This window comes from Bradyrhizobium sp. (assembly GCF_019242285.1).
GTDB lineage: Bacteria > Pseudomonadota > Alphaproteobacteria > Rhizobiales > Xanthobacteraceae > Bradyrhizobium.
In genome coordinates, this window is record NZ_JAFAVV010000504.1 from 1 (window position 1) to 23,003 (window position 23,003).

Below are 23,003 nucleotides of genomic sequence, written 5' to 3' on the forward strand. Positions count from 1 at the left end.
CGGCTTGGCGGCCTTCAATTGCTTGTCGTTTAGCTTGTCTTTGGGCATCCGATTTTCCTCGAAATGGTCAGGATTTGGAAAGTGGGTATTGCCGGAAACCAGAATTCGCAAAAAGGACAATACCTGCGTCTGTACCCACGCGCTACCCACGCGCCCCGGTCCTGCCAGTCCCGCTCCGATCGCGCGGCGGGTGGTTTCGATTGCAGGAATTGTTTAGTTATTCGAGAGGGATGAGTGCGCGTCAGTGCGCGTCTGTTCTCATCAGTGCCCAAAGCAAATGGCTCCCCGGGCTGGATTCGAACCAGCGACCATTCGATTAACAGTCGAATGCTCTACCGCTGAGCTACCGAGGAATGAGCGAAACAGAGGTTCGCGCGGAGGCAGCGTATAACAAAGCCGCCTGCGCTTGCATAGGACGAAATCGAGCTTTCCGGCAAGTCTCGGGCAGGTGGGAAAGACCTTGGCGGACAGCACATTGCCGGCCGTTCTGGCAGCGAAGGAAGGTCGCCGAATGTGGATCCGGGAAGTGGGGCGCGGCCGCCGCGGAGTTGGAGTTCCGATCCGTTGCCGCACCTCGCACGCATATGTCTTCCGGCGTGAATGACGACCAGGCCAGTGGGCCAGATTCGACGCTGCATGCCGTCGATCGGCGGGCGCGATGCCATTCCGCGGGCACGGTCCGGCGAGTTGCGTTTTACTGGGGCTTGTTCCAAAGATGGCGCGCCTTCGTTTCCTCGCGGGCCAACCCAAGTCCGTTGATCTCATGTCCGCTTCATCTCTGGCAGGTTCACCCATGTCCGGTTTTTCGACCGCGCGCCAAAAAATGGTCGATGGCCAGGTGCGCACGCGCGATGTCACCGATTCCCGGATTCTCGAGGCGATGCTGACGCTGCCGCGCGAGGCATTCGTGCCCGACGACAAGCGCGCCTTGGCCTATCTCGATCTGGATCTCGATGTCGGATCCGGCGCGCCCGGCCGGTTCCTGGTCAAGCCGGTGTTGACCGCGCAGCTGCTGCAGGCCGCGGAAATCGCCGGCACCGATCACGTCCTGGTGGTGGGCTGTGCCACCGGCTATGCGGCGGCGCTGGCGGCCAGACTGGCGGCCAAGGTCACGGCGACGGAGAGCGACGCCGCCCTGGTGGAGACAGGTAACAAGGTATTGTCGCAGTTGGGGCTGACCAACGTGACGCTCAAGGTGGCTCCCGCTGCCGAGGGCGATTCGGCCGGCGCTCCTTATGACGTCATTCTGCTCAATGGCGCCACGGAGGTGGTGCCCGAAAAGCTCTGTGGCCAGCTAAAAGGCGATGGCGGCCGGCTACTGGGGGTGTTCGCCCAGAGCCGCCCGGCCCGCGCCATGATCGTGACGCGTTCGCATGGTGATGAATTCGGCGACAGGGCGCTATTTGATGCGGCAGCCCCCGTTCTGCCTGGTCTGGAACGGTTGCCGTCATTCGTTTTTTAGGAGTGGTTGCTTTTGGGTGGCTGTTAAAATCTCGTTTTGAATCAGAAGTGTGGCCGGGAAGCTGCACGTGTGGAGTTTCCACTGCCTTTTCGCTCGCGGGTGGTTCCGTAGCGCTGGGGCCGAGCATATGGTTCAGTGGGGCGCTGAACCTGGATGAAGCGAGTCCCGGTTCGTTCGCGAGCCGGGTCACGAGAATGAAATGGAATAACAGGGATGTATGGGGTGAAGGTCTTCACCACGGCTTCGGCGGTGGTCCTTCTGATGGCGCTTGGGGGCCCGATGCCTGCCCTGGCAGACACCATCGAGGCTGCGCTGGTGCGGGCCTATCAGAACAACCCGCAGCTCAACGCGCAGCGGGCCCAGGTGCGGTCGACCGACGAGAACGTCCCGCAGGCCCTGTCGGGTTATCGGCCCAAGGTCGCGCTCACCGCCAGCGCCGGCTATCAGTACACCGATGAACTGCTGACCTCGGGTGGTGATGCGAATCGGCTGGTCCGAACCGAGCTTCACGGCACCAACCCGCCGCGCAGCGTCGGCATCACCGCGACGCAGACCCTGTTCAACGGCAACCAGACCGCCAACAAGACCCGCGCCGCCGAGAGCCAGGTTTCGGGCTCCCGCGAGGCCTTGCGTGTGCTGGAGCAGACGGTTCTGCTCAACGCCGCCACCATCTACATGGACTATCTGCGCGATTCCGCGATCGTGGAGGTCCAGCGCAGCAATACCCGCGTGCTCGAGCAAACGCTGAAGCAGACACGCGACCGCTTCAATGTCGGCGAGGTGACGCGCACCGACGTCGCGCAATCGGAAGCCTCGCTCGCCGCCGGCCGCACTCAGCAGCTCACGGCCGAATCGAACCTGACGACGACGCGGTCCAATTTCCGTCGCATCATCGGCAACGAGCCCGCGAGCCTTGCGCCCGGCTCGCCGGTCGATCGGTTCCTGCCCGGCACGCTGCCGGCCGCCGTCGAGCTCAGCCTGATCGAGAATCCGAACGTCACCGCGGCGATGTTCGGCATCGACGTCAACTACCTGCAGGTCAAGATCAACGAGGGCGCGCTGCTGCCGACCGTCTCCTTGCAGGCCTCGGCGACGGAGGCCTACGAGCAGCAGCTCACGATTCAGAAGTCGTTCACGGCCGCGGCCGTCGTGCAGGCTTCGGTTCCGATCTATCAGGGCGGCGCCGAGTACTCGCTGATCCGTCAGTCCAAGGAGAACCTGCAACAGCAGCGCCTCAATCTCGAGACGACCCGCGATCAGACCCGGGCGAACACGGTGACGGCTTGGGGCCAGCTCACCGCCGGCAAGGCGCAGGTGGCGTCCGCGCAGTCGCAGGTCCAGGCCTCGGAGATCGCGCTCAATGGCGTGCGCGAGGAAGCCAAGGCCGGACAGCGCACGACGCTCGACGTGCTCAACGCCCAGCAGGCGCTGGTCAATGCCCGCGTCGCCTTGGTGACGGCGCAGCATGACCGCGTGGTTGCATCCTATGCCGTGCTGAGTTCGATCGGGCGGCTGTCGCCGCAGGTGCTGGGGCTGTCCACGCCGACCTACGATCCGAGCGTGCACTATCAGCAGGTTCGCGACGCCTGGGTCGGCGTCCGTACGCCCGACGGGCACTGACGGGGCTGCTTCGCCCACGCTCGTCCGATCGTCGCGCGCGTTGCGGCGCGCAACGTCTTTGCGTTGTCGGGGTGGGCCGCGGACGACGTCCGCGACGGCAGCGCTCTGCTTGCAATCAAATGTTGCCATGACATAGCCTCATCCGAGGCAGCAGGGCGATTCGCATCGCAACCGGCAATTCCGTCATCGAGACGACGACTGGTCTGCCCTGGACGGGGATGGGCTCGGGCGGTGCTTGATCTGGGGACAAGTTATGCGTGTGCGGTGAAAATCGCCTCCCGCTCACGTCCTGAACCAGCGAATCCCGTCGGGCTTGGTGTAGAAACACGCATGCGAGGGCGTTGATGATGTGGAGTCGCAGATGACGCAGCCTGCAAAGGTCCAAGAACCCTCGATGGAGGAGATTCTGGCGTCGATCCGGCGCATCATCGCCGACGACGAAGCCAAGCCGCCTGCCATCGAGAAGCCTGCCGCGGCGCCGCCTGCACCGGTGAAGCCGGCGGCCAGTGCGCCGCCCCCGAGGCCTGCCGCGATGAACGATAGCGCGGCGCCGAAGGCTGCCCCGCCGCCGCCTGTCGCTGCCAAGCCTGCGCCCCCGCCACCGGCAGCCAGCAACAACCAGGACGACATCGATGCGCTGCTGTCCGGCCTCGATGAAGCCACATCGCCGGAGGAGATTCGAGCGGCTTCCTCCGATGTCGAGGTGCTGGAACTGACCGACGCAATGGCGGTGCCGAGCCCGCCGCCCCCACAGCCGGCGCCGTTCCAGAAGATCGAGCCGGAGGACGATCTCGAGTTCACCGAATCCGCGGCGAGCCGGGCCATCAACCGGCAGCCGGCCTATGATCCGCCCTCCTTCGCGTCGGCCCCGCCGTCGCAGCCGATCCTGTCGCAGTCCACCGTGTCCGCCGTCGAATCCGCCTTCAACGCGCTCGCCCACACCGTGCTCAGCAACAATGCGCGCACGCTCGAGGACCTCGTGAAGGAGATGCTGCGCCCGATGCTGAAATCCTGGCTCGACGACAACCTTCCCGGGCTCGTGGAACGCATCGTCAAGGCCGAGATCGAGCGGGTTTCCCGCGGGCGATAGGGCAGCGTGCGTCCCGTTCGGCGCGCTTTGCGTGTTGACTTGCCGCGCCATGGCGGCTTTCTAGCCCGGTCACACCGCCGGTTGCCGCCATGATCGAGAAAAACTACCAGCCCGCCGATATCGAAGGCCGCATGTCCCTGGTCTGGGAGGATGCCCGCGCGTTCCGCGCCGGCCGCCCCGACCGCCGCGACGCCAAACCTTTCACCATCGTGATCCCGCCGCCGAACGTGACGGGCTCGCTGCACATGGGCCACGCCCTCAACAACACGTTGCAGGACATTCTGTGCCGCTTCGAGCGCATGCGCGGCCGCGACGTGCTCTGGCAGCCCGGCACCGATCATGCCGGCATTGCGACCCAGATGGTGGTCGAGCGGCAATTGATGGAGCGCCAGCAGCCCGGCCGCCGCGCCATGGGCCGCGAGAAATTCCTCGAGCGCGTCTGGCAATGGAAGGACGAGAGCGGCGGCGTCATCATCAACCAGCTCAAGCGGCTCGGCGCGTCCTGCGACTGGTCGCGCGAACGTTTCACCATGGACGAGGGGCTGTCGCGCGCGGTCGTCAAGGTGTTCGTCGAGCTCTATCGCGACGGGCTGATCTACAAGGACAAGCGGCTGGTCAACTGGGACCCGAAGCTGCTCACCGCGATCTCCGATCTCGAAGTGCAGCAGGTCGAGATCAAGGGCAGCCTCTGGTACCTGCGCTATCCGATCGAAGGCAAGACGTTCAGCCCGGACGATCCCAAGAGCTTCATCGTGGTCGCGACCACGCGCCCCGAGACCATGCTCGGCGACACCGCGGTCGCGGTGCATCCCGACGACGAGCGCTATCGGCCTCTGGTCGGCAAGCGCGTGGTGCTGCCGCTGGTCGGGCGCGAGATCCCGATCGTTGCCGACGCCTATTCCGATCCGGAGAAAGGCACCGGCGCGGTCAAGATCACGCCGGCGCACGACTTCAACGATTTCGAAGTCGGCAGGCGCCACGACCTGCCGCAGATCAATGTGCTCGACAAGGAGGGCCACCTCGCGCTCGTCGACAACGAGGACTATCTGCGCGGTCTGCCCGAGGGATCGGCGGAGTTCGCGCGGGAATTTCATGGCGTCGAGCGCTTCGCTGCGCGCAAGCGCATTGTCGAGCGGCTGCAGGATTTCGGCTTCCTCGAACGGATCGAGCCGAACACGCACATGGTGCCGCACGGCGACCGCTCCGGCGTCGTGATCGAGCCATTCCTGACCGACCAGTGGTATGTCGACGCCAAGACGCTGGCGCAGCCCGCGATCGCGGCGGTGCGCTCGGGCCGCACACGGTTCGTGCCGCAGAACTGGGAGAGGACCTATTTCGAGTGGATGGAGAACATCCAGCCCTGGTGCATCTCGCGACAGCTCTGGTGGGGTCACCAGATCCCGGCCTGGTATGGGCCCGACGGCAGGGTGTTCGTCGCCGAGACCGAGGAGGAGGCGATCAGCCACGCGCTCGGCTACTATGTCGAGCAGGAGGTCATCACGTCCGAGCAGGGGCGGGAGATGGCGCTCGACCGCAACAAGCGCGAAGGCTTCATCACCCGTGACGAGGACGTGCTCGACACCTGGTTCTCGTCGGCGCTGTGGCCGTTCTCGACGCTGGGCTGGCCCGCCGACACGCCGGAGGTGAAGCGCTACTACCCGACCGACGTGCTGGTCACCGGCTTCGACATCATCTTCTTCTGGGTGGCGCGGATGATGATGATGGGCCTGCATTTCATGAAGGAGGCGCCGTTCTCGACCGTCTACATCCACCGGCTCGTCCGCGACGAGAAGGGCGCCAAGATGTCGAAGTCGAAGGGCAACGTCATCGACCCGCTCGGCGTGATCGACGAGTATGGCGCGGATGCGCTGCGCTTTGCACTGGCGCGCGGTGCGGCGCAGGGCCACGACATCAAGCTGTCGCCGCAGCTCGTCGAGACCAACCGTAATTTCGCAACGAAACTCTGGAACGCCTGCCGCTTCGCCGAGATGAACGATTGCGCGGTGGCGGAGGACTTCGAGCCGGCGAACGCGAAGGAGACGCTGAACCGCTGGATCGCGCACGAGACCGCGCGTGCCATGCGCGAGGTCAACGAAGCCCTGGAAGCCTATCGCTTCAACGACGCGGCGAACGCGATGTACCGATTCGTCTGGAACGTCTATTGCGATTGGTATGTCGAGCTGGCCAAGCCCGCGCTGACCGGGGCCGACGGCCCGGCGAAGGCCGAGACCCGGGCCATGGTCGCCTGGGCGCGCGATGAGATCCTGAAGCTCCTGCATCCGTTCATGCCCTTCATCACCGAGGAGCTCTGGGAGGTCACCGGCCGGCGCGACACGCTGCTGGCGCTGTCGCCATGGTCGGTCGAGCCGGGCGCGCTGCCGCTCGACGTCGCGGCGATGTCCCGGGATGCGCAGGTCCCCGACGTGCTCTTGACCTATGCAGCGAACTTCGCCGATTTCTCGGCCGAGGCCGAGATCGGCTGGGTAATCGATCTCATCACCGCGGTTCGCTCGGTGCGCGCCGAGATGAACATCCCGCCGGCGACATTGACGGCCCTGGTGCTCGCCGGCGCCTCGGAGGAAACCAGGGAGCGCGCGCCACGCTGGAGCGAGGTGATCCGGCGCATGGCACGGTTGTCGGACATCTCCTTCGCCGATCGCGCGCCGGAGGGAGCGGTACAGCTCCTGGTGCGTGGCGAGGTCGCGGCCCTGCCGCTCAAGGGCGTGATCGATCTCGCCGCCGAGCGCGCCCGGCTCGACAAGGAGATCGCCAAGGCCGACGCCGACATCAAGCGGGTCGATGCCAAGCTTGCGAACGAGAAGTTCGTCGCCAACGCGCCCGAAGATGTCGTCGAGGAGGAGAAGGAAAAGCGCGAGGTCGCGGTGGCGCGCAAGGAGAAAATCCTCGAAGCGCGGGAGCGGCTGAAGGACGCATCCTGATCGCCGCCGCGCGGGACTCAGGCCGGAAACGGCTTGCTGAGAAACCGCGAGCCCTTCAAGCCGTAGCGCCAGGGCAGGTCGACGGCCTTGGTAAGGCCGATGCGCAGGCCGGAGACCACGACCACCTCGCTCCGCCGCGCATGCAGCGCGAACGGCGCCTCATCCAGCGCGAGCGCGTTGTGCGCGTGGGTGATGCCGAGCGCCTCGGTCAATTTTCCGGGACCCGAGCACAGCGCGCGCTCCTCCGTGAGCCCGCGGCGGCGGCGCATCGCGGCGAGACCATCGGTCGGCTCCAAGGCCCGGATCAGGACCGCGCTCGCCGAGCCCTCCGCCTCGCAGACGAAGTTCACACACCAATGGATGCCGTAGGAGCGGTAGACATAGGCAAAACCCGGCGGGCCGAACATCACCCGGTTGCGCGGCGTCGGTCCGCGGTAGGAATGGGCGGCCGGGTCGGTGTGATGATAGGCCTCGACCTCGACGATGGTGCCGCCGACCCCATTGAACAACAGCGTCACGCCGATCAGATCGGGTGCGACCTCGTGCACGCTGCGGGCGAAAAAGGCGCGCTTCAGCCGCTTGCCGAGAGCAGGGGCGGCCGTGTCGCCGGATTTTGGAGTGGAGGCCATGCCGGGGAGGAATCGCGCGGAAACAGGGGGCAAATCTGCCCGTATCCGGCTGCTTTCGCCAGCCCGGCTGGGCGCCGGGTTGCTTGTCACCGCCCCGGGGATTACCTAGGGGCAAAGGGATCCTCCATGGTCACCGTCATCGACACTATTTCCCAGACGCCGCTGCGTCCGCGTCATCCCGAGAAGGTCAATCGGCCCGATGCCGTGTCGCCGGCGAAACCCGGCTGGATCCGCGTGCGCGCACCGACCACGCGCGGCTTTGCCGACACCCGCAACATCGTCCGCGAGAACGGGCTGGTCACGGTATGCGAGGAGGCGGGCTGCCCGAATATCGGTGAGTGCTGGGACAAGAAGCACGCGACCTTCATGATCATGGGCGACACCTGCACCCGTGCCTGCGCCTTCTGCAACGTCAGGACCGGACTGCCCGGCGCGCTCGATCCCGCCGAGCCCGACCACGTCGCGGAGGCGACCTTCAAGCTCGGCCTTGCCCATGTCGTGGTCACCTCGGTCGACCGCGACGATCTCGCCGATGGCGGCGCCGAGCATTTCGCGGAAACCGTGCGCGCGATCCGCGCCCGCTGCCCACAGACCACGATCGAGATTCTCACCCCGGACTTCCTGCGCAAGGACGGCGCGCTCGAGGTGGTGGCCGCCGCAAGGCCCGACGTCTTCAACCACAATTTGGAAACCGTGCCGTCGCGCTATCTCTCGGTGCGGCCGGGCGCACGCTATTTCCATTCCATCCGGCTGCTGCAGCGGGTGAAGGAGATCGACCCGGCCATCTTCACCAAATCCGGCATCATGGTCGGGCTCGGCGAGGAGCGCCACGAGGTGCTGCAGGTGATGGACGACCTGCGCTCGGCGGAGGTCGACTTCCTCACCATCGGCCAGTACCTGCAGCCGACCCGCAAGCATCACGCCGTGATGCGCTACGTGACGCCGGACGAGTTCGCTGCCTACGAGAAGGTCGCCTACACCAAGGGATTCCTGATGGTGTCGGCGAGCCCCCTGACCCGCTCGTCGCATCATGCCGGCGACGATTTCGCCAGGCTGAAGGCGGCGCGCGCGGCGATTTCCCGCTAGCATTGCGACGATGCCGAGCTTTTCCAACAAGCGGCGAGTCCAGCACCGCGCCTCCGAGATGTTCGACCTCGTCGCCGATGTCGAGCGCTATCCCGAATTCGTGCCGCTGTGCCAGTCGCTGAAGGTGCGCCAGCGCGCGCCTCGGCCGGACGGCACCGAGGTCATCGTCGCCGACATGACGGTGTCGTTCAAGCTGGTCAAGGAAACCTTCACCAGCGAGGTGACGCTCGACCGTCCCAACCTGAACATCCTGGTGCGCTACCTGAAGGGGCCGTTCAGCAACCTGGAGAACCGCTGGACCTTCGAGGACAAAGGCGAGGACGCCTGCGACGTCGGCTTCCACATTGCCTACGAGTTCAAGAGCCGGATGCTGGCGATGCTGATGGGGTCGATGTTCGACACCGCCTTTGCGCGCTTCTCCGCAGCGTTCGAGAAACGCGCCGACCAGGTGTACGGCAAGAAGCAGGACCAGCCGTCGTCCTGATTTCGCCGCCCGCCTTCTGAGGCCGCCCACCGGCCAACTCAGCTTTCGGAAATGCCGCATGCCGGATTTCCTGCCGCTGCAAGGCGGCCGCGGCGCAGAGGAAAGGGCCGTGCCGCTACTCCTGCGCGAGCGGAGGCCGGGTTCGCGGATTCGACGGCGACATGACGCTGAATGACGTTGTTTCAACTGGTTGGTTGTATTGCGGACGTCATAATTTCAATCCTAAAATAATGCGACGCTGAGATGCGTTCAGCATGGGGCCGCACTTGCGCGACCTCCTGGAACAGCGGGTTGGGACAGAGATGAACTAGGGTACTCGATCGTCGGGTGACGGATGCGCGCTCGGAGCGGAAGAAGCCACAGAGCCAGAGTTCGCCGATACGCCATGTTCGATCACGCCGGGTTTTCCGGCGTCGAGTATCTCCTCGCCAATGCCAACGCCACGACCGATCGACCTCCAAAGCGTGGGCCGTTCGGCATCCTGGGTCTTGCGGTTTCGTCCGCCATCAGCGCAGCGTTGGCCGCCTGCCGAGCCGTCATGTCAAGATCGAGCACGTGAGAACTGACGCAAACGCGTGATCAAGAAAGGCAGGTCGGCTGCCGGCCCAGCGCTCGCCATTCACTCCCGCAGGATGCCGGCCAGAACGGCCCGCGCGACCAGGCCGGCAAAATATCCGCTTTGAACGATGGCTTGTACCGCGACCACCAGCAGCACCGCCTGAAAGAAGGAAAAACCGCCGGCCAAAGCAAACAGGATCGACAGAAGAAGCAGCAGCACGAGGATCGGCAGGAGCATTCTCAACCGAAAGACCGTGCCGATCGCGAACCCCATCATGGCGAGCGCGAGTGCGGCGAATTTCATCACGCGCGCTCAGCGGAATCGGGATCGACGGCGCCGATGCGCAAACCAGGAAGTCTTCCTCGCAACGCCAAACTCTTAGAAACTAATTTGCGCCAATCGCTGGACCAAATAAGCGGCGCAACGCCGTTGCGGAGTCACGCCACCCGGCAGCGAACATGCCGCCGGAATCCGTTTCAAACTTGACCACAAGACGGCGAAACGTCGCCTCTGCGCGTCGCAGGGACGCCGGCCGATCGCTCTCGTGACGAGACCATCCGATCGTCCGGCTCATGGAGACCCGGGGGCGCCGTTGCCTCAGCAGCCGGGCGATGGCGGCACCGGCACGCTCGAATACTTGTGCTCGGGCGCGAGAACGAGCCGATATGCACGCAATTTCGAGTCTTGCCAGGACGCCAGCATGGCGCCGCAGATGGCGCATTGCGCGTGTCCCGGGTTTCCCTTTGCCGAGATCGATTCGGCCACTTCATAGGATGCGGAGCAGGACGGGCAGGTGAGGTCGGACATTTTCATGGGACGAACTTGGTTGATTTGCCGATCGGCTCACTGAGCATGTCAATGCGACACCGAAAGGGCCGGTCGGCGGCGGCCCTTCACTTCCATGCGGCGCCGGCGCCGCAGATTGCGCTAGGGTGTATTGCGACCGATTGACACCCGGATGACGAATGCGGGAATTGCTACCGCTCGCATTCCGACGCCCTCACGAATCCAAGAGGATTCAGCGAGGATCACGATCGAAGCGGAACGAGGGCATTGCTCGCGAAAATGACCAGGCGGCCAAGGTCGACGAGTCGACTAAGGCCGCCCGGGAGCCCACAGCAGGGCGAGCCGCTGTCCGTCCGCGATCTGTGCAGGCGACATCTTGGACGCGACCGCATTGCGAAGGCGAAGGAAGTAGTCGCGTTCCGCCTTCGGTGCGCGAGCAGCGGCCAGATCCAGCCACTTGTAGGCGAGCACGAAATCCTGCGGCACGCCGTGGCCCTTGTCGTACATCAGTCCGAGCATGGCCTGGCCGAACGGATTGCCGCGAATTGCAGCCTGAATGTAGAGGTCGGCAGCCGCAACGTAGGCCTGCGGCGCGCCGAATCCATTTTCGTACATGAAACCGAGCATCGCCTGGGCGTTCGCATTGCCGCGCAGCGCCAACGGCGTCAGCACGTTGACAGCAAGAACATAGTCGCCCCTGGCATAGGCTGCACTGGCGCGCGCCAGACCGTCGGCCAGTGCCGGACGCGATGCGATCACGCAGATGGCAATCACGGCGGCTGCGGCAACGCGCAGTGGGCGCGACCTCGGCACGACGCGGTCAGCGCATGGTGTGAACGCGCAAATCATCGGTGCTCGCTCCCACGCTGCCGCGCAGCTTCGACCGCAACTCTTCCGCAATCTGCCGCGCGTCGTTGCCGGTGCGGATGATTTGCGGGCGGATGAAGATGATCAGCTCGGTGCGGGTTCCGGTCTTGTCCTGGTGCGAGAAGGCGTCGCCCAGGCCCCGGATTTCATCGAGCAGCGGGATACCGTTGCGCGTTCCGCTCTGCTGTTCCTTGATCAGGCCCGCCAGCAGCACCGTCTGGCCGCCCGCCACCGAAATGGTGCTCTTGACGCGGCGTTCCGAAACGGTCGGCGTCAACGCCGAGGACGACGTCGGCGAGACCGAGGAGATCTCCTGCTCGACGTCGAGCGTGACGTTGCCATTGACGTTGATGCGCGGCACGACGTGCAGGATGATACCCGTATTGCGATAGTCGATCGTGTTGACGACCGTGTTGGACGTGGTGAGCACGGTGGCGCTGCCGGTCGAGACCGGCACGACATCGCCGACCTGCAGTGTCGCGACCTGATTGTTGATCACGACCAGCGACGGGTTGGACAGCACCTTGACGCTGGTAACCGAATGCAGCGCATCGAGAATGGCGCTGGGCTGTGCTTCCGAGCCGACCAGGAAATTGAAGCCGGGGAAGGCACGGTTGATGAAGGCGCCGGCCACCGTGCCCGCGGTGGCCGCCACCGGGGCCTGCGTCGCCTGGGTGTTCATGATCGAGCCGGTGTCCGGCTTCAGGCCGAGGTTCTTGCTGGTCAGGAAGGTCTGCACGCCATAGCTCAGCTCGTTGGTGAGCGTCACTTCCGCGATGGTGGCGTCGATCGCGACCTGCAACGGCGGCTGGTCGATCTGCTGCAGCGTGTTTTCGATGATCCGGTAGTTGCCCTGGTCGGCATAGATCAGCAGCGTGTTGTTGACCGCGTCGGGCGTGATCCGCACGCCCTGCATCAACGGCTGTCCGTTGCTGGCCGTCGTGCTGCGGTTGTCGAGCGCGCCGCCGGTCGGCGGATTGCCGGCCGCGGGCGGCTGGCTCTGCGATTGACCAAACCCGGACGGCGTTCCGCCGGTCGCCGACGCCGTGCGGTTGGCGAATCCGCCTGCCTGCGAGGGTGCACCGCCGTTCGCGGAAAGCCGGTCCATGCTCGATGTCGAGGACAGTCCGGAGCCGGGCGCCAACTGATTGTCGGCGCTGTCGAGCGAGGCCGAACCGCCCACGAACATGTCGGAGAGCACGCGCGCGATCTGGCGCGCCTCGCCATATTTGACCCGGTAGACGTGAACGCTGTTGCGCGTCGTGTCCTCGCGATCGAGCCGCTTGATCCAGGTCGCCGCCGTGCGCAGCAGCGCCGGCTTGCGGCTGACGACCATGATGGCATTGAGCCGGCTCACGACCTGGAACTTGACGACGCTCTGGCTGAGGCCGCCTTCGCCGGAATCCATGACCTTCTCGAGCTCGGCGATGATCGGTTCCGGCGCGCTGTTGCTGAGCGGATAGATGCCGACGGATTGGCCGCGCATCCAGTCGACGTCGAAGCTCATGACGGTGTCGACGGCCGTTCGCCGCTCGGCGCCGGTGCCCTGGACCAGCAGGACATTGCGCGTCGGGTCCGCCCGAATGCTGCCGGGCCGGGTCGCAAAGGAATCCATCAGCTTCAGCACGGTCGCCGCCGATACGTATTGCAGCGGCACCACGGAGACGCCATAGCCGGGCTCGGGCGTTGCCGCGGCCGCATCCACCCGGCCGGTGCCGACGGCATCGCCGAGCGGCGTCAGGCGATAGCCGGCGCCATCCCGAACCAGGACCACCCCGCTCAACCGCAACGCACTCTCCAGCACGAACGGGATGTCCGATTTCGGCACCGGCCGCACCGAGACGAGGCTGACGGTGCCTTGCACGCGCGGATCGATGGCGTAGCCGGTCTTCAGGATGTCGCCGAGCAGCACCTTGGCAACGGTCGCGATCGGGGTGTTCTCGAAGTTCAGGTCATAGCCATTGCCGGTCGCCACCGGGTCGGCGCGGGTCTCCGAGACGTCGGTGATCTCCATGCCCTCATACACGGCGGCGTGGCTCCGCGCCCCGGCGTTGGTCTGGGGCGAGCCCACTCCCGAGGTCTGCCGGGGCAGGATGTCGAGCGAACGCACCTTGTCGAGCACGTCGATGTCGCCGGGGGCGGCGGTCTCCGTCGTGATCGAATTGCAGGACTCAAGCAGCAATAGGCAGCCCAGACAGAATGCCGAGAGGATCGCTCCGGCACTGCAGGTCGCCAGGCGCGACCGGTTCTGATTGCCGACACGCGCCATACTTCGCCGATCCAACTTCCAGAACACGGTCGCCCCGCCAAAAAGAAAAGCGACCCCAGCAGGTTCCTGCCGTAGCCCGGAAAGATGACAGTAATGTTTCGCAAGGCCGGTTGTCCGCGCGACCCTTGCCGAGTGTGTCATTCCTGCCGGCCGACGTGCTCGGCCGCTTGCTTCGTACTGATGTCACATTCCGGATCAATAAACGACGTCTCCGGCGGTTATCGGCCAGACCTAAGCCGCGCCCTTGGCGGAGCCCGCTGCGTCACCGGCGTCTGGTGAGGTGAATTGTGCCAAACTTCCGCTATCGGGCCCTGACGCAAGGCGGCGAGATCGTGCATGGCGTGCTGACTGCCGCCAGCGCCGGCGAGGTGGCGGCCCGTATCGAGTATATGAGCCTGCTCCTGATCGAGACCGTGGAGGAGGGGCGGGCGGCTGTTGGCTCCGGCGGAATGGGCCTGTTTGGCGCGCCAAGCCGAGAGGAAGTGACGACCTTCACGCGCGATCTCGCGCTGCTCCTGAGGGCGGGTGCCCGGCTCGATGACGCGCTCGAATTGCTGGCGAGCGATGCCGATGTCGGGCGGTTGCGTCCGGTGGTCGGCAAGCTGCGCGCCGCGCTTCACGGCGGCGAGAGCCTGGCGGAGGCCATCGCGGTCCATCCGACGTTGTTCTCTCCGATGTATGTCGCTCTCGTCAAAGTCGGGGAGATATCGGGAACGCTCGACCAGGTGCTGGAGCTGCTGGGCGAAGAGCGCGTGCGCGCGGAGCAGACGCGCCGCAAATTGACCGACGCCATGCAATATCCGGCGTTCGTGCTGATCGCGGCCTGCGGCGTGATGTTGTTCTTCCTGCTGTTCGTGCTGCCGCAATTCTCTTCCGTGCTGCAGGATTTCGGCAACAGGTCCGACTCCGCGCTCATCGTCTTCATTCGCTTGTCGGAGTTCATGCGCGCCAACGGTACCATATTGCTGCTCACAGGCGCGGCCTTGATCGGAACGCTCTGGCTCACCTTGCGCCAGGCGAAGGCGAGGGCGGCAATGGTCGGTGCGATCGCAACCATCCCCGGCATCAGGAACATCTTCCAGTTCCACCGGACCAGCCTGTTCTGCCGCAATCTCGGCGTCCTGCTCGGCAGCGGCGTCAACCTGACCACGACCTTGCGGATTCTGGTCGACATCATGGCCGGCACAGGCCCTCTCGACGCCTGGGCGGCCGCCGCTGATCGCGTGCGCCATGGTGGAAAGCTGTCCGAGGCGCTGTCGGCGTCCAGCACATTGCCGCCGATGGCGCTGCGCATGCTGCGGCTGGGCGAGGAGACCGGGCAATTGGCCGTATTGGCTGGCCGGGTCGCCGAGTTCTACGAAGCGAAGCTGCAGCGCAGCCTCAACCGGATCGTGGCCGTCGTCGGTCCCGTTGCCATCATTGCTATCAGTGCCGTCGTCGGCGGATTGATCGTCTCAGTCATGACGGCCCTGCTTTCGGTCACCCAGCTCGTCGGATAGTCAGGGATTTGTCGCCATGTCGAAGCAGCCTTCCATCGCAATGCCCGCTTCCCGAACCGGTCGAACGTCGCGCCGACGCCACGAGGGAGGCTTCACGCTGGTTGAAATGCTGGTGGTGATCGCGATCATCGGCCTGATCATGGGATTGATCGGCCCGCGTGTGCTCAACTACCTCAGTGAATCGCGCGTGAAAGCGGCCAAGATCCAGATCCAGAGCTTTGCGAGCGCGCTCGACCTGTTCAATCTCGATGCCGGCCGCTACCCCTCGTCCGCCGAAGGGCTCGCCGCGCTGGTTCGACCCGTTTCCGGCGTGGCTGCCTGGAACGGCCCCTATCTCAAAGGCGGCAACGTTCCGAGCGATCCCTGGAACCACGCTTACGTCTACCGTGCGCCGGGCGAACACGGTGCCTTTGACATCATCTCGCTCGGCTCCGACGGCCAGGAAGGTGGCAGCGGCACGGCGGCCGATATCTCGCTCGACACCATGGCAACCGCCAAGAACGAATGAACGAGAACGAATGAGGTCGAATGAACCGGGCGTCCGAGCGCGGCTTCACCTTGCTGGAGATGGTCTGTGTGATGGCGATCGTCGCCATGCTGGCGGCGGTGCTGCTGCCCTTGGCGCCGCTCCACACCTCGCGGCCGCGCCTGCAAGCCTATGCGCTCGAGGCCGCATCGCTACTGAAAGCCGACCGCAACGCCGCGATCAGGCGTCAGTCCGATGTCGCGACGTTGGTGGATGCGCCGTCCCGCGCGATCCGCTCGGCCGTGACCGGCGAAACGCTTCGCATCCCGGGCGACGTACGTTTCGACGCACTGCTGCCGCAGACGTGCCGGCAGCGCGCGGCGCTGTCGACCATCAGGTTCTTCGCCGACGGCATGTCCTGCGGCGGCACCATTGCCCTGACCCGGCTCGATGCGTCCTACGAAATCCGCGTGAACTGGCTGACTGGAAGGATTGAGGTTGTTCCCCGTTCTGCAGCCGCCAACTGACCGGCGCGACGCCGGCTTTACGATCCTGGAGGTGCTGATCGCGCTCGCGATCGTCGCCGTCTCGGTGCTGGCCATCGGCTCGGTGATGTCGACCAATGCCCGCGGCGTGCGCACGCTGGAGAGCCATGTCGCGCTCATGCAGGCTGCCCAGACCGTGCTCGCAACCGCGATCCCAGAGCGCAACGAGCTGACGCCGGGGGTGCGATCCGGGCAGCTCCGTGGTTACCGCTGGCAGATCGATGTCGGTCCCGTCGGCGGCGGTTGGGCGGCGGCCGACACCGATGCCGCCTGGATTCCCGAACTCGTCAAGATCCGCGTCCGCTCGCCTTCCGGTGCGGCCGTCGATCTGGAAACCGTTCGCCTCGTCCACGGACCAGGTCGGTCATGAGCAGACCGCCCCCTAGCCGGCAACGCCCAGGCCGCAGCGGCGAACGCGGCTTCTCGCTGATCGAGGCGTTGCTGGCGCTGGCGCTGACCGGGCTCGTGCTGTCGGCCCTTGCGACCATCACCGCGCAATGGCTGCCGAGCTGGAATCGCGGCGTCGATCGCATTCAGCTCAGCGAGCTGATCGGCATCTCGATGCAGCGGATCGCGGCCGATCTCGCCGCCGCCGAGTTCGTGCCGGCCGGCGCGGAGCGGAGAAAGCCGCTGTTCGAGGGCACGGCGCGGTCGATCACCTTCGTACGCACGGCGATGGGGCCCAATGCCGGCGTCGGCCTCGACGTGGTGCGGATCGGCGAGAGCAATGATCAAGGCCGCCTGCTCACGGTGCGCTCGCGGGCGTCATTCGCCCCGGTGCCGGCCGGCGTCTCGTTCGAGCAGGTGCGTGCCGTCGATCCGGTCGTGCTGCTGCGCCCACCGCTCGGCCTGTCCTTCGCCTATGCCGGGCCGGACCGGGTCTTCCGCGATGATTGGCACGATCGCAACCGGCTGCCGACGCTGATCATGGTCACGGTCCATGACACTCGGAGCCGGCGCGTGCTCTCGGTGTCGACAGTGACGCCGGTTCACGTCAACGCGCCGGCGAGCGCCGGCAAATCCGACGGAACTTCCAAGGACAGCGCGGACGAAGCAGCCATGGCCGACGGCAGCACCGCCGGTCTCGCACCCAGGCAGGGCAATCCATGATGCCGGGACCGACCCGCCGAAACGCCATGCCCGAGCGCGGTTTCATCATCGTCGCCGTGCTGTGGCTGGTCGCGGCGCTCGCCTCGCTGGCGATGATCTTTGCGTTGTACCTCTCGAATTCGGCAAGGACGCTCGGCCTCAATGACACGGCGTTGCAGGTCGAGGCCTTGGCGTCCGCCGGTGTCGAGCTCGCCGCCTATCAGTTGCAGCTTTCCGGCGATGAGGCGCGGCCGGCCCGAGGTTCATTTCATACCCGTCTGAACGGCGCGGATATATCAGTCGGCTATCTGTCCGAAGCGGCGCGGATCGATCTCAACGCTGCGCCAAAGGAGCTGCTGGCCGGCCTGATGTCGGTCCTGGGCGCACGTGGCGATGATGCGAGCGAATTTGCCGACCGCATCATCGCCTGGCGGACCAAGCCGACGCCGGAAAGCGCCGGAAACGAGGATGCCCTCTATCGCGCGGCCGGCCGCGCCTATTCGCCACGACAGGGGCCATTCGCCCATGTCAACGAGCTCGCCCTCGTGCTCGGTCCTCCGCCGGCGCTGGTGGAGCGGGCACTGCCGTTCGTCACCGTGTTCAGCGGCGAGTCCGGCGTCGATGTGATCAACGCGCCGGCCGAAGTGATCGCGGCGCTGCCGGGCATGACGCCGCTCGTGCTCCGCCAGTTCCTCAATGGCCGCGCCTCGCTCGGGAACGACGCCGCAGCGCTAGCGACTGCGCTCGGTCCCGCAGGCGCCAGCGCCATGGCACAGAAGAGCAAGGCCTATCGTCTTTCGATCCAGATCCGCGTTCCGGATGGGCGGCAAAACACTTCGGAGGTCGTGATCGGCCTGGACGGCAAGGACGAGCCCTATCGGGTGCTGTCATGGCAGGACCATCTCCCGCAGCGCCGGGCGGCAGGGGAGCGGTGAAGCGCATGCAAATGGAGCTGAAACGCCTGTTCGACGCCTGGATTGCCGCGGTTGCCGCCGTGGTCAAGGCCGCCATCTTGCGCATCATGCCGCAACGGCGCGTCGTCCTCGTGATGGGCGACGATGATTGGTTCACAGTGCGCTTCGACCCGGCCGATGGAGGCGCGAAATTGCCGGCGCAGCCATTACGCCTCGGAGAGACCGGCCACGATCCGATGCTTGACGCCCGCTGGCGAGCCGCGCTTCGCGGCAGCCGCGTCGACATTCGAATGCGGCCGGAGCAGCTCCTGTTCCGTGAGATCGACTTCCCGAAGCAGGCGGCCGACTTTCTCGGCGGCATGGTCCGCGCCCAGATCGACCGCTTGACGCCCTGGACGGCGAGCGAGGCGGAGTTCGGCATGACGCAGCCGGTCGCGATCGCCAACGATCGCATCGCACTGACGGTGGCCGCGACCTCGAAGCAGAGAATTCAGCCGCTGGTGACGCTTGCCACCAGGCTCGGGGCAGCGTCGGTCGCGGGATTGGTCGAGGTGCCTGCGGATGCCGAACCGGTTTGCGTGTTCGAGCGCGAGCTTGCGCATGGAGGCGGGGTGGACCTGTCACGGCTGTTGCGCCTGACCCTGCTCGGCGCGTCGCTCGCAGCAGCCGCGTCGCTCCTGATCTCGACCTATGCCGGCAGCATGCTCGATGCCGAGCAGCAGGACCTGCAACATCGCATCGCGCAGCGGCGCGCCGCGCTCCGCATCGACCAGGGCAGTGGATCGGCCCGCGCTCTGCTCGCCAGGCGCAAGCAGAGCTCGCCGTCGAGCGTCATGGTGCTCGAGGCGATCTCGCGCGTGCTGCCCGACACGACCTACGTCACCGAGCTGCGCGTCGAAGGCGACAAGATGCAGGTTGTCGGCCTCACTCAGGATGCGCCTTCACTGATCAAGCTCCTGGAGCAGTCGCCGCAATTCACCCGGGCAACCTTCTTCGCGCCGACCACGCGCGACCCGAGCGACCCGGGTGAGCGGTTCCACATCGAGGCGCACGTCACGGCCTATTTCGGATCGGGATCATGAACCAGCTCGCCATCATGAGGAGACTCGCGACGACGCCGCTGCCCGCGGCGGCGGTCTATCTTGGCATCCTCGGCCTGCTGCTGTTCTTCGCCGTCGACGCGTTGATCGTCGTCCTCGGCCAGCGGACGGATGTTGCGGCCTCAGCCGCCATGCTCGAGCAGCTCGAGGGCAGGAGGCCGGCTTCCGCCGGCAGTCAGGCGGTGGCCAGCGGACCGACCGGCTCGCCATTCCTGGAAGGCGCAACGGTGACGGTGGCAGGCGCGGTCCTGCTGCAGCGGGTGACGGCGGCCGTCACCCGACTCGGCGGCACCGTGCTGTCGTCCCAGGTCGACCTGCAGGGCACGCAATCCAAGTCCGGCTTCCTCAGCATCATCGCAAGCTGCGACGTCGATCAAGGGGGCCTGCAACGCCTGCTCTACGATCTCGAGGCCGGCATGCCGTTCCTGTTCGTCGACCAGGTCGTGGCGCAGGCGCCTGCCGACGTTGCGGCGAGCGGCCAGGGCAAGCTTCGCGTCCTGCTGACCGTATCCGGACAATGGCAGGGGGCGAAATGACCGGACACGGGAGGAACTGGAAAATGGCACCGGCGTTGCTGGTGCTGCTCGGCATTCCGGGATCGACGTTCGCCCTGCCGACCGACTCGTCCGCGGTCGACACGGATGCCGCGCGACGGCCGGAGAGCCCGTCCGTTTCCGCGATCTGGGACCAGCCGGCGACGCCCGCGACCGTTGTGGAAGTCCGGCCGCCGGAGCCGACGCCGGTCGCATCCGAACAGACACGAAGTGAAAATCCGCTGTGGGCGATTCCGCTTGCGACCTTGTCGAACACCCGCGACCGGCCGATCTTTTCGGCGTCGCGGCGCCCACCGCCGCCTCCCGTGACGGCATCTGTGCCGGCGGTGACGACACCTTCGGCGGCGCCGAAGCCGGCGCGGACCGAGCCCCCGCCCATCGCGTTGACCGGCACCATTCTGGGTCAGGATGAGAGCTACGGGATCTTTGTCGATCCAGCGAGCAAGACCCCGTTGCGGCTCAAGATCGGTGAGGATTATCAAGGCTGGAAGCTGCGTTCGGTCCAGGCCGGCGAAGTGACGCTGGTGCGGGATCAGCAGACGGTCATCCTGACCTTGCCGCCGCCCGGCTCGGCTGCCGCGGAGCCGGCGCGCCCGCAGATCGAAGCGGTCGGCGCGCGGGCTGCGGAGGCGAGTGGGGGACCGCCAGAGCCTCCGCAACCACGCAGCCGCCAGCGCTGATACGGCCACGCCGCGAATTGGCGTCGCGGCCAGCGCGAGAAAGGCCTCCAGGACTGAACCCTGGGGCAGGGCGCTTGCTCTCGTCAGCGACGGCCGGTGGACCGGAAAAATCGGTGGATGACGAGGAGTGATCCGCAAAATCACCACTCTCGATCGTCGTGCCCCGATGTTGCCTCGCGGTTGTTTTCGAACCGTTACGCAATGAGAGAACTGACGTCATCCATCCCACCTACAACTACGTGCGCTTCTACTACCTCCAATTGTTTCCAACGGGAGAGAGTCATGTTGAAACCAGTGCTTGCGCACAAGCTTGGCCGATTGCTGCTCGGCACTTCAGTCGCGGCCCTTGCCATGTCGCAAACGGTTCGCGCGGACGACGGACGTGATCACGATGGACGAAACCCGGTCGAGCAGATCAGGACGGCGTCGCCGATCAAGCACGTCGTCATCATCGTCGGGGAAAATCGCAGCTTCGACCATCTGTTTGCGACCTACCAGCCGAAATCCCGCAACGAACGGGTGCTGAACCTGCTTTCGGAGCGCATCGTCAAGAGCGACGGCTCGCCGAACGAGAATTTCGACAAGGGCCACCAGTTTCAGATCACCTCGGCGCCCAACGGTGGCAAATTCTTCATCAGTGTCGGCAAAGCCAGCAAGGCGCTCTACACGACGTTGCCTGCGCCTGATCTGGCAGGCGTGCAGAATCCGCCAGCGGCTGCGATCCTGACGCTTCCGGGCGGCGATCCGGGCCTGCCGGCGGCCGACCAGTTCCTGTACGGCACCGGCGGCACCGGTCTGCCGAACAAGGTCGGTCCGGATATCCGCATCACCAATGTGAACACCTTGCCGCCGGGACCATTCCTGATGACCGGCCCCACCATGCCCTATGACGCCTACACCGGCGACACCATCCACCAGTTCTTCCAGATGTATCAGCAGATGGATTGCGCGATCGACAGCGAGCATGTCTCGCGCGGCAATCCGACCGGCTGCCTGCACGACCTGCAGTCGGCCATCACCACCACCTATTCGACCGCGCCGGGCGGCACGCCGCACGACACCGGCCAGACGATGGCGTTCTTCAACATGCAGAAGGGCGACGTTCCCTATTTCAAGTTCCTCGCCGACAACTACACCATGAGCGACAACTATCACCAGCCGGTCATGGGCGGCACCGGTCCGGACAGCGTGCCGCTCGGCTTCGCCGACCAGGTGTTCTTCGGTGACGGCAAGGGCAATGCGGCGACCCCGGCCGCGAGCACGGTCTACAATCCCGATCCGCAGCCGAACACGTTGAACCTCTACACGGCGCGCAAGCAGTGGTTCAACTGCTCTGATCCCGCGCAGCCGGGCGTCAAGCCGATCCTGGATTACCTCGGCAAGCTGCCCTACAAGGCGCAGTCCAGGTGCGATGCGGGGCACTATTACAACGCGGTGAACATCGACCCGGCCTGGACACCGCAGGGCACGCCGAGCGGTGCCGGCTCGATTCCCCCGGTCACCATGACCAGCATCGGCGATCTCCTGAGCGCGAAGAACATTCCGTGGAAGTATTACGGCGGCGGCTACACTGTTTCGGGGACCGGCGCACCGCTCGACGGCCTCTACTGCAACATCTGCAATCCGTTCGAATATCAACTGAACTATCCGGCGATGCGCGCGGACCACATGCGCGACGTCACCGACCTCTTCAACGACCTGAAGAACGGAACGCTGCCGGCGGTGTCCTACGTCAAGCCGGACGGCACCATGGACGGCCACCCCGCGTCCTCGAAGTTCGATCTGTTCGAGGCGTTCGCCAAGAACATCATCGAGCTCGCGCAGGGCAACAGGGAGCAGTGGGAGAGCACGGCCATCTTCGTCACCGTCGACGAGGGGGGCGGCTACTACGATTCAGGCTTCATCCAGCCGGTCGACTTCTTCGGCACCGGGCCTCGAATCCCCATGATCGCGGTGTCGCCGTTCTCCCGCGGCGGCCATATCAGCCACGTCTATGGCGAGCATTCGTCGTTCGTGAAGTTCGTCGAGCGCAACTGGCATCTCGGCAAGCTCACCCCACGCAGCCGCGACAACCTGCCGAACCCGCGCACGAATGACGACGACGCCTATGTTCCCGTCAATATGCCGGCAATCGGCGACCTGTTCGATCTGTTCGACTTCGACCGGGACCGCGACCACGACGGCGATTCCAGGTAGAGGCGTCGCGCTTCCAGCAATTTGAGACGGCGGGCCGGCAGACGCACTGCCGGCCCCTTTCATTTGCGAAAATGGCCGCGGGAAATCGGCTTCCGACACTTTGCCGGACAGTGTACCATCCGCGCATGAGGCTCATCCAAGAGCAACCGGTCGGTTTCGGACCAGCAGG

General features: G+C 65.5%; 20 protein-coding genes and 1 tRNA gene. 16 read left to right on the plus strand and 5 right to left on the minus strand.

The features are described from left to right. Positions 1 to 278: 278 nt before the first annotated feature. A tRNA-Asn gene (locus JOY90_RS19815) sits at positions 279 to 353 on the minus strand. 440 nt (positions 354 to 793) lie between these two features. Between JOY90_RS19815 and JOY90_RS19820 the strand changes: the two genes are divergently transcribed. From JOY90_RS19820 to JOY90_RS19835, 4 genes are all read left to right on the plus strand, one after another. Continuing rightward, a complete protein-coding gene (locus JOY90_RS19820; RefSeq protein ID WP_291692801.1) occupies positions 794 to 1,462 on the plus strand; it encodes a protein-L-isoaspartate O-methyltransferase in 669 nt (222 codons plus the stop codon). Positions 1,463 to 1,675: 213 nt separating this feature from the next. Further along, positions 1,676 to 3,082, plus strand: a complete 1,407-nt coding sequence (locus JOY90_RS19825) for a TolC family outer membrane protein (RefSeq protein ID WP_291692802.1) — start codon at positions 1,676 to 1,678, stop codon at positions 3,080 to 3,082. Between the two features lie 361 nt (positions 3,083 to 3,443). Then, positions 3,444 to 4,172 carry a PopZ family protein gene (locus JOY90_RS19830; protein ID WP_291692803.1) on the plus strand — a complete coding sequence of 243 codons (729 nt, stop codon included), beginning with the start codon at positions 3,444 to 3,446 and terminating at the stop codon, positions 4,170 to 4,172. Between the two features lie 89 nt (positions 4,173 to 4,261). Continuing rightward, on the plus strand, positions 4,262 to 7,111 hold the full coding sequence (locus tag JOY90_RS19835) for a valine--tRNA ligase (protein ID WP_291692804.1): 2,850 nt from the start codon (positions 4,262 to 4,264) through the stop codon (positions 7,109 to 7,111). Positions 7,112 to 7,128: 17 nt separating this feature from the next. Here JOY90_RS19835 and JOY90_RS19840 read toward each other — a convergent pair whose 3' ends face one another. Next, positions 7,129 to 7,740: a DNA-3-methyladenine glycosylase gene (locus tag JOY90_RS19840; protein ID WP_291692805.1), complete on the minus strand. Its 612-nt coding sequence runs from the start codon at positions 7,738 to 7,740 to the stop codon at positions 7,129 to 7,131. A gap of 126 nt (positions 7,741 to 7,866) precedes the next feature. Here JOY90_RS19840 and lipA point away from each other — a divergent pair, with 126 nt between their 5' ends. Together lipA and JOY90_RS19850 are read left to right on the plus strand one after the other, a co-directional pair. Then, positions 7,867 to 8,826, plus strand: a complete 960-nt coding sequence (gene lipA, locus JOY90_RS19845) for a lipoyl synthase (protein WP_291692806.1) — start codon at positions 7,867 to 7,869, stop codon at positions 8,824 to 8,826. A 10-nt stretch (positions 8,827 to 8,836) separates the two neighbouring features. Further along, positions 8,837 to 9,310 (plus strand): type II toxin-antitoxin system RatA family toxin, encoded by a 474-nt coding sequence (locus tag JOY90_RS19850; RefSeq protein ID WP_291692807.1) that lies wholly within the window; start codon positions 8,837 to 8,839, stop codon positions 9,308 to 9,310. A gap of 619 nt (positions 9,311 to 9,929) precedes the next feature. On the opposite strand, the gene JOY90_RS19855 is transcribed toward JOY90_RS19850, so the two are convergent. The 3 genes from JOY90_RS19855 to gspD all read right to left on the minus strand — a co-directional run bounded on the left by JOY90_RS19855 (position 9,930) and on the right by gspD (position 13,791). After that, positions 9,930 to 10,145: a hypothetical protein gene (locus tag JOY90_RS19855; protein ID WP_291692808.1), complete on the minus strand. Its 216-nt coding sequence runs from the start codon at positions 10,143 to 10,145 to the stop codon at positions 9,930 to 9,932. An 819-nt stretch (positions 10,146 to 10,964) separates the two neighbouring features. Further along, positions 10,965 to 11,429, minus strand: a complete 465-nt coding sequence (locus tag JOY90_RS19860) for a tetratricopeptide repeat protein (protein WP_367276970.1) — start codon at positions 11,427 to 11,429, stop codon at positions 10,965 to 10,967. A gap of 46 nt (positions 11,430 to 11,475) precedes the next feature. Beyond that, positions 11,476 to 13,791 carry a type II secretion system secretin GspD gene (gspD, locus tag JOY90_RS19865; RefSeq protein WP_291692810.1) on the minus strand — a complete coding sequence of 772 codons (2,316 nt, stop codon included), beginning with the start codon at positions 13,789 to 13,791 and terminating at the stop codon, positions 11,476 to 11,478. Between the two features lie 287 nt (positions 13,792 to 14,078). Here gspD and JOY90_RS19870 point away from each other — a divergent pair, with 287 nt between their 5' ends. From JOY90_RS19870 to JOY90_RS19915, 10 genes are all read left to right on the plus strand, one after another. After that, positions 14,079 to 15,290: a type II secretion system F family protein gene (locus JOY90_RS19870; protein WP_291692811.1), complete on the plus strand. Its 1,212-nt coding sequence runs from the start codon at positions 14,079 to 14,081 to the stop codon at positions 15,288 to 15,290. A 40-nt stretch (positions 15,291 to 15,330) separates the two neighbouring features. Then, positions 15,331 to 15,798 carry a type II secretion system major pseudopilin GspG gene (gspG, locus tag JOY90_RS19875; protein WP_291692828.1) on the plus strand — a complete coding sequence of 156 codons (468 nt, stop codon included), beginning with the start codon at positions 15,331 to 15,333 and terminating at the stop codon, positions 15,796 to 15,798. Between the two features lie 20 nt (positions 15,799 to 15,818). After that, entirely contained in the window at positions 15,819 to 16,283 is a 465-nt protein-coding gene (locus JOY90_RS19880; protein ID WP_291692812.1) for a type II secretion system protein, read from the plus strand. Beyond that, on the plus strand, positions 16,255 to 16,671 hold the full coding sequence (locus JOY90_RS19885) for a type II secretion system protein J (protein WP_291692813.1): 417 nt from the start codon (positions 16,255 to 16,257) through the stop codon (positions 16,669 to 16,671). Before JOY90_RS19880 ends, JOY90_RS19885 begins: the two co-directional genes overlap by 29 nt. Then, positions 16,668 to 17,411 carry a prepilin-type N-terminal cleavage/methylation domain-containing protein gene (locus JOY90_RS19890; RefSeq protein WP_291692814.1) on the plus strand — a complete coding sequence of 248 codons (744 nt, stop codon included), beginning with the start codon at positions 16,668 to 16,670 and terminating at the stop codon, positions 17,409 to 17,411. Before JOY90_RS19885 ends, JOY90_RS19890 begins: the two co-directional genes overlap by 4 nt. A gap of 26 nt (positions 17,412 to 17,437) precedes the next feature. Then, a complete protein-coding gene (locus tag JOY90_RS19895; RefSeq protein ID WP_291692815.1) occupies positions 17,438 to 18,325 on the plus strand; it encodes a general secretion pathway protein GspK in 888 nt (295 codons plus the stop codon). Continuing rightward, entirely contained in the window at positions 18,280 to 19,386 is a 1,107-nt protein-coding gene (locus tag JOY90_RS19900) for a PilN domain-containing protein (RefSeq protein WP_291692816.1), read from the plus strand. Before JOY90_RS19895 ends, JOY90_RS19900 begins: the two co-directional genes overlap by 46 nt. Next, entirely contained in the window at positions 19,383 to 19,940 is a 558-nt protein-coding gene (gspM, locus tag JOY90_RS19905) for a type II secretion system protein GspM (RefSeq protein ID WP_291692817.1), read from the plus strand. Before JOY90_RS19900 ends, gspM begins: the two co-directional genes overlap by 4 nt. Positions 19,941 to 19,963: 23 nt before the next feature. After that, positions 19,964 to 20,638, plus strand: a complete 675-nt coding sequence (locus JOY90_RS19910; RefSeq protein WP_291692818.1) for a general secretion pathway protein GspN — start codon at positions 19,964 to 19,966, stop codon at positions 20,636 to 20,638. A 282-nt stretch (positions 20,639 to 20,920) separates the two neighbouring features. Further along, complete coding sequence (locus tag JOY90_RS19915; protein WP_291692819.1) at positions 20,921 to 22,834, plus strand: alkaline phosphatase family protein; 1,914 nt, start codon at positions 20,921 to 20,923, stop codon at positions 22,832 to 22,834. Positions 22,835 to 23,003: the final 169 nt, after the last annotated feature.

Excerpts from the sequence above, each read along its gene's own strand:
- JOY90_RS19915 (WP_291692819.1), top strand. The coding sequence starts at position 20,921 with ATGTTGAAACCAGTGCTTGCGCACAAGCTTGGCCGATTGCTGCTCGGC.
- gspD (WP_291692810.1), bottom strand. The coding sequence starts at position 13,791 with ATGGCGCGTGTCGGCAATCAGAACCGGTCGCGCCTGGCGACCTGCAGT.
- JOY90_RS19910 (WP_291692818.1), top strand. The coding sequence starts at position 19,964 with ATGGCACCGGCGTTGCTGGTGCTGCTCGGCATTCCGGGATCGACGTTC.
- JOY90_RS19850 (WP_291692807.1), top strand. The coding sequence starts at position 8,837 with ATGCCGAGCTTTTCCAACAAGCGGCGAGTCCAGCACCGCGCCTCCGAG.
- gspG (WP_291692828.1), top strand. The coding sequence starts at position 15,331 with ATGCCCGCTTCCCGAACCGGTCGAACGTCGCGCCGACGCCACGAGGGA.
- JOY90_RS19825 (WP_291692802.1), top strand. The coding sequence starts at position 1,676 with ATGTATGGGGTGAAGGTCTTCACCACGGCTTCGGCGGTGGTCCTTCTG.
- JOY90_RS19835 (WP_291692804.1), top strand. The coding sequence starts at position 4,262 with ATGATCGAGAAAAACTACCAGCCCGCCGATATCGAAGGCCGCATGTCC.
- JOY90_RS19830 (WP_291692803.1), top strand. The coding sequence starts at position 3,444 with ATGACGCAGCCTGCAAAGGTCCAAGAACCCTCGATGGAGGAGATTCTG.
- JOY90_RS19840 (WP_291692805.1), bottom strand. The coding sequence starts at position 7,740 with ATGGCCTCCACTCCAAAATCCGGCGACACGGCCGCCCCTGCTCTCGGC.
- JOY90_RS19890 (WP_291692814.1), top strand. The coding sequence starts at position 16,668 with ATGAGCAGACCGCCCCCTAGCCGGCAACGCCCAGGCCGCAGCGGCGAA.
- JOY90_RS19900 (WP_291692816.1), top strand. The coding sequence starts at position 18,280 with ATGGCAGGACCATCTCCCGCAGCGCCGGGCGGCAGGGGAGCGGTGAAG.
- JOY90_RS19820 (WP_291692801.1), top strand. The coding sequence starts at position 794 with ATGTCCGGTTTTTCGACCGCGCGCCAAAAAATGGTCGATGGCCAGGTG.
- gspM (WP_291692817.1), top strand. The coding sequence starts at position 19,383 with ATGAACCAGCTCGCCATCATGAGGAGACTCGCGACGACGCCGCTGCCC.
- lipA (WP_291692806.1), top strand. The coding sequence starts at position 7,867 with ATGGTCACCGTCATCGACACTATTTCCCAGACGCCGCTGCGTCCGCGT.
- JOY90_RS19880 (WP_291692812.1), top strand. The coding sequence starts at position 15,819 with ATGAACCGGGCGTCCGAGCGCGGCTTCACCTTGCTGGAGATGGTCTGT.
- JOY90_RS19855 (WP_291692808.1), bottom strand. The coding sequence starts at position 10,145 with ATGATGGGGTTCGCGATCGGCACGGTCTTTCGGTTGAGAATGCTCCTG.
- JOY90_RS19895 (WP_291692815.1), top strand. The coding sequence starts at position 17,438 with ATGCCCGAGCGCGGTTTCATCATCGTCGCCGTGCTGTGGCTGGTCGCG.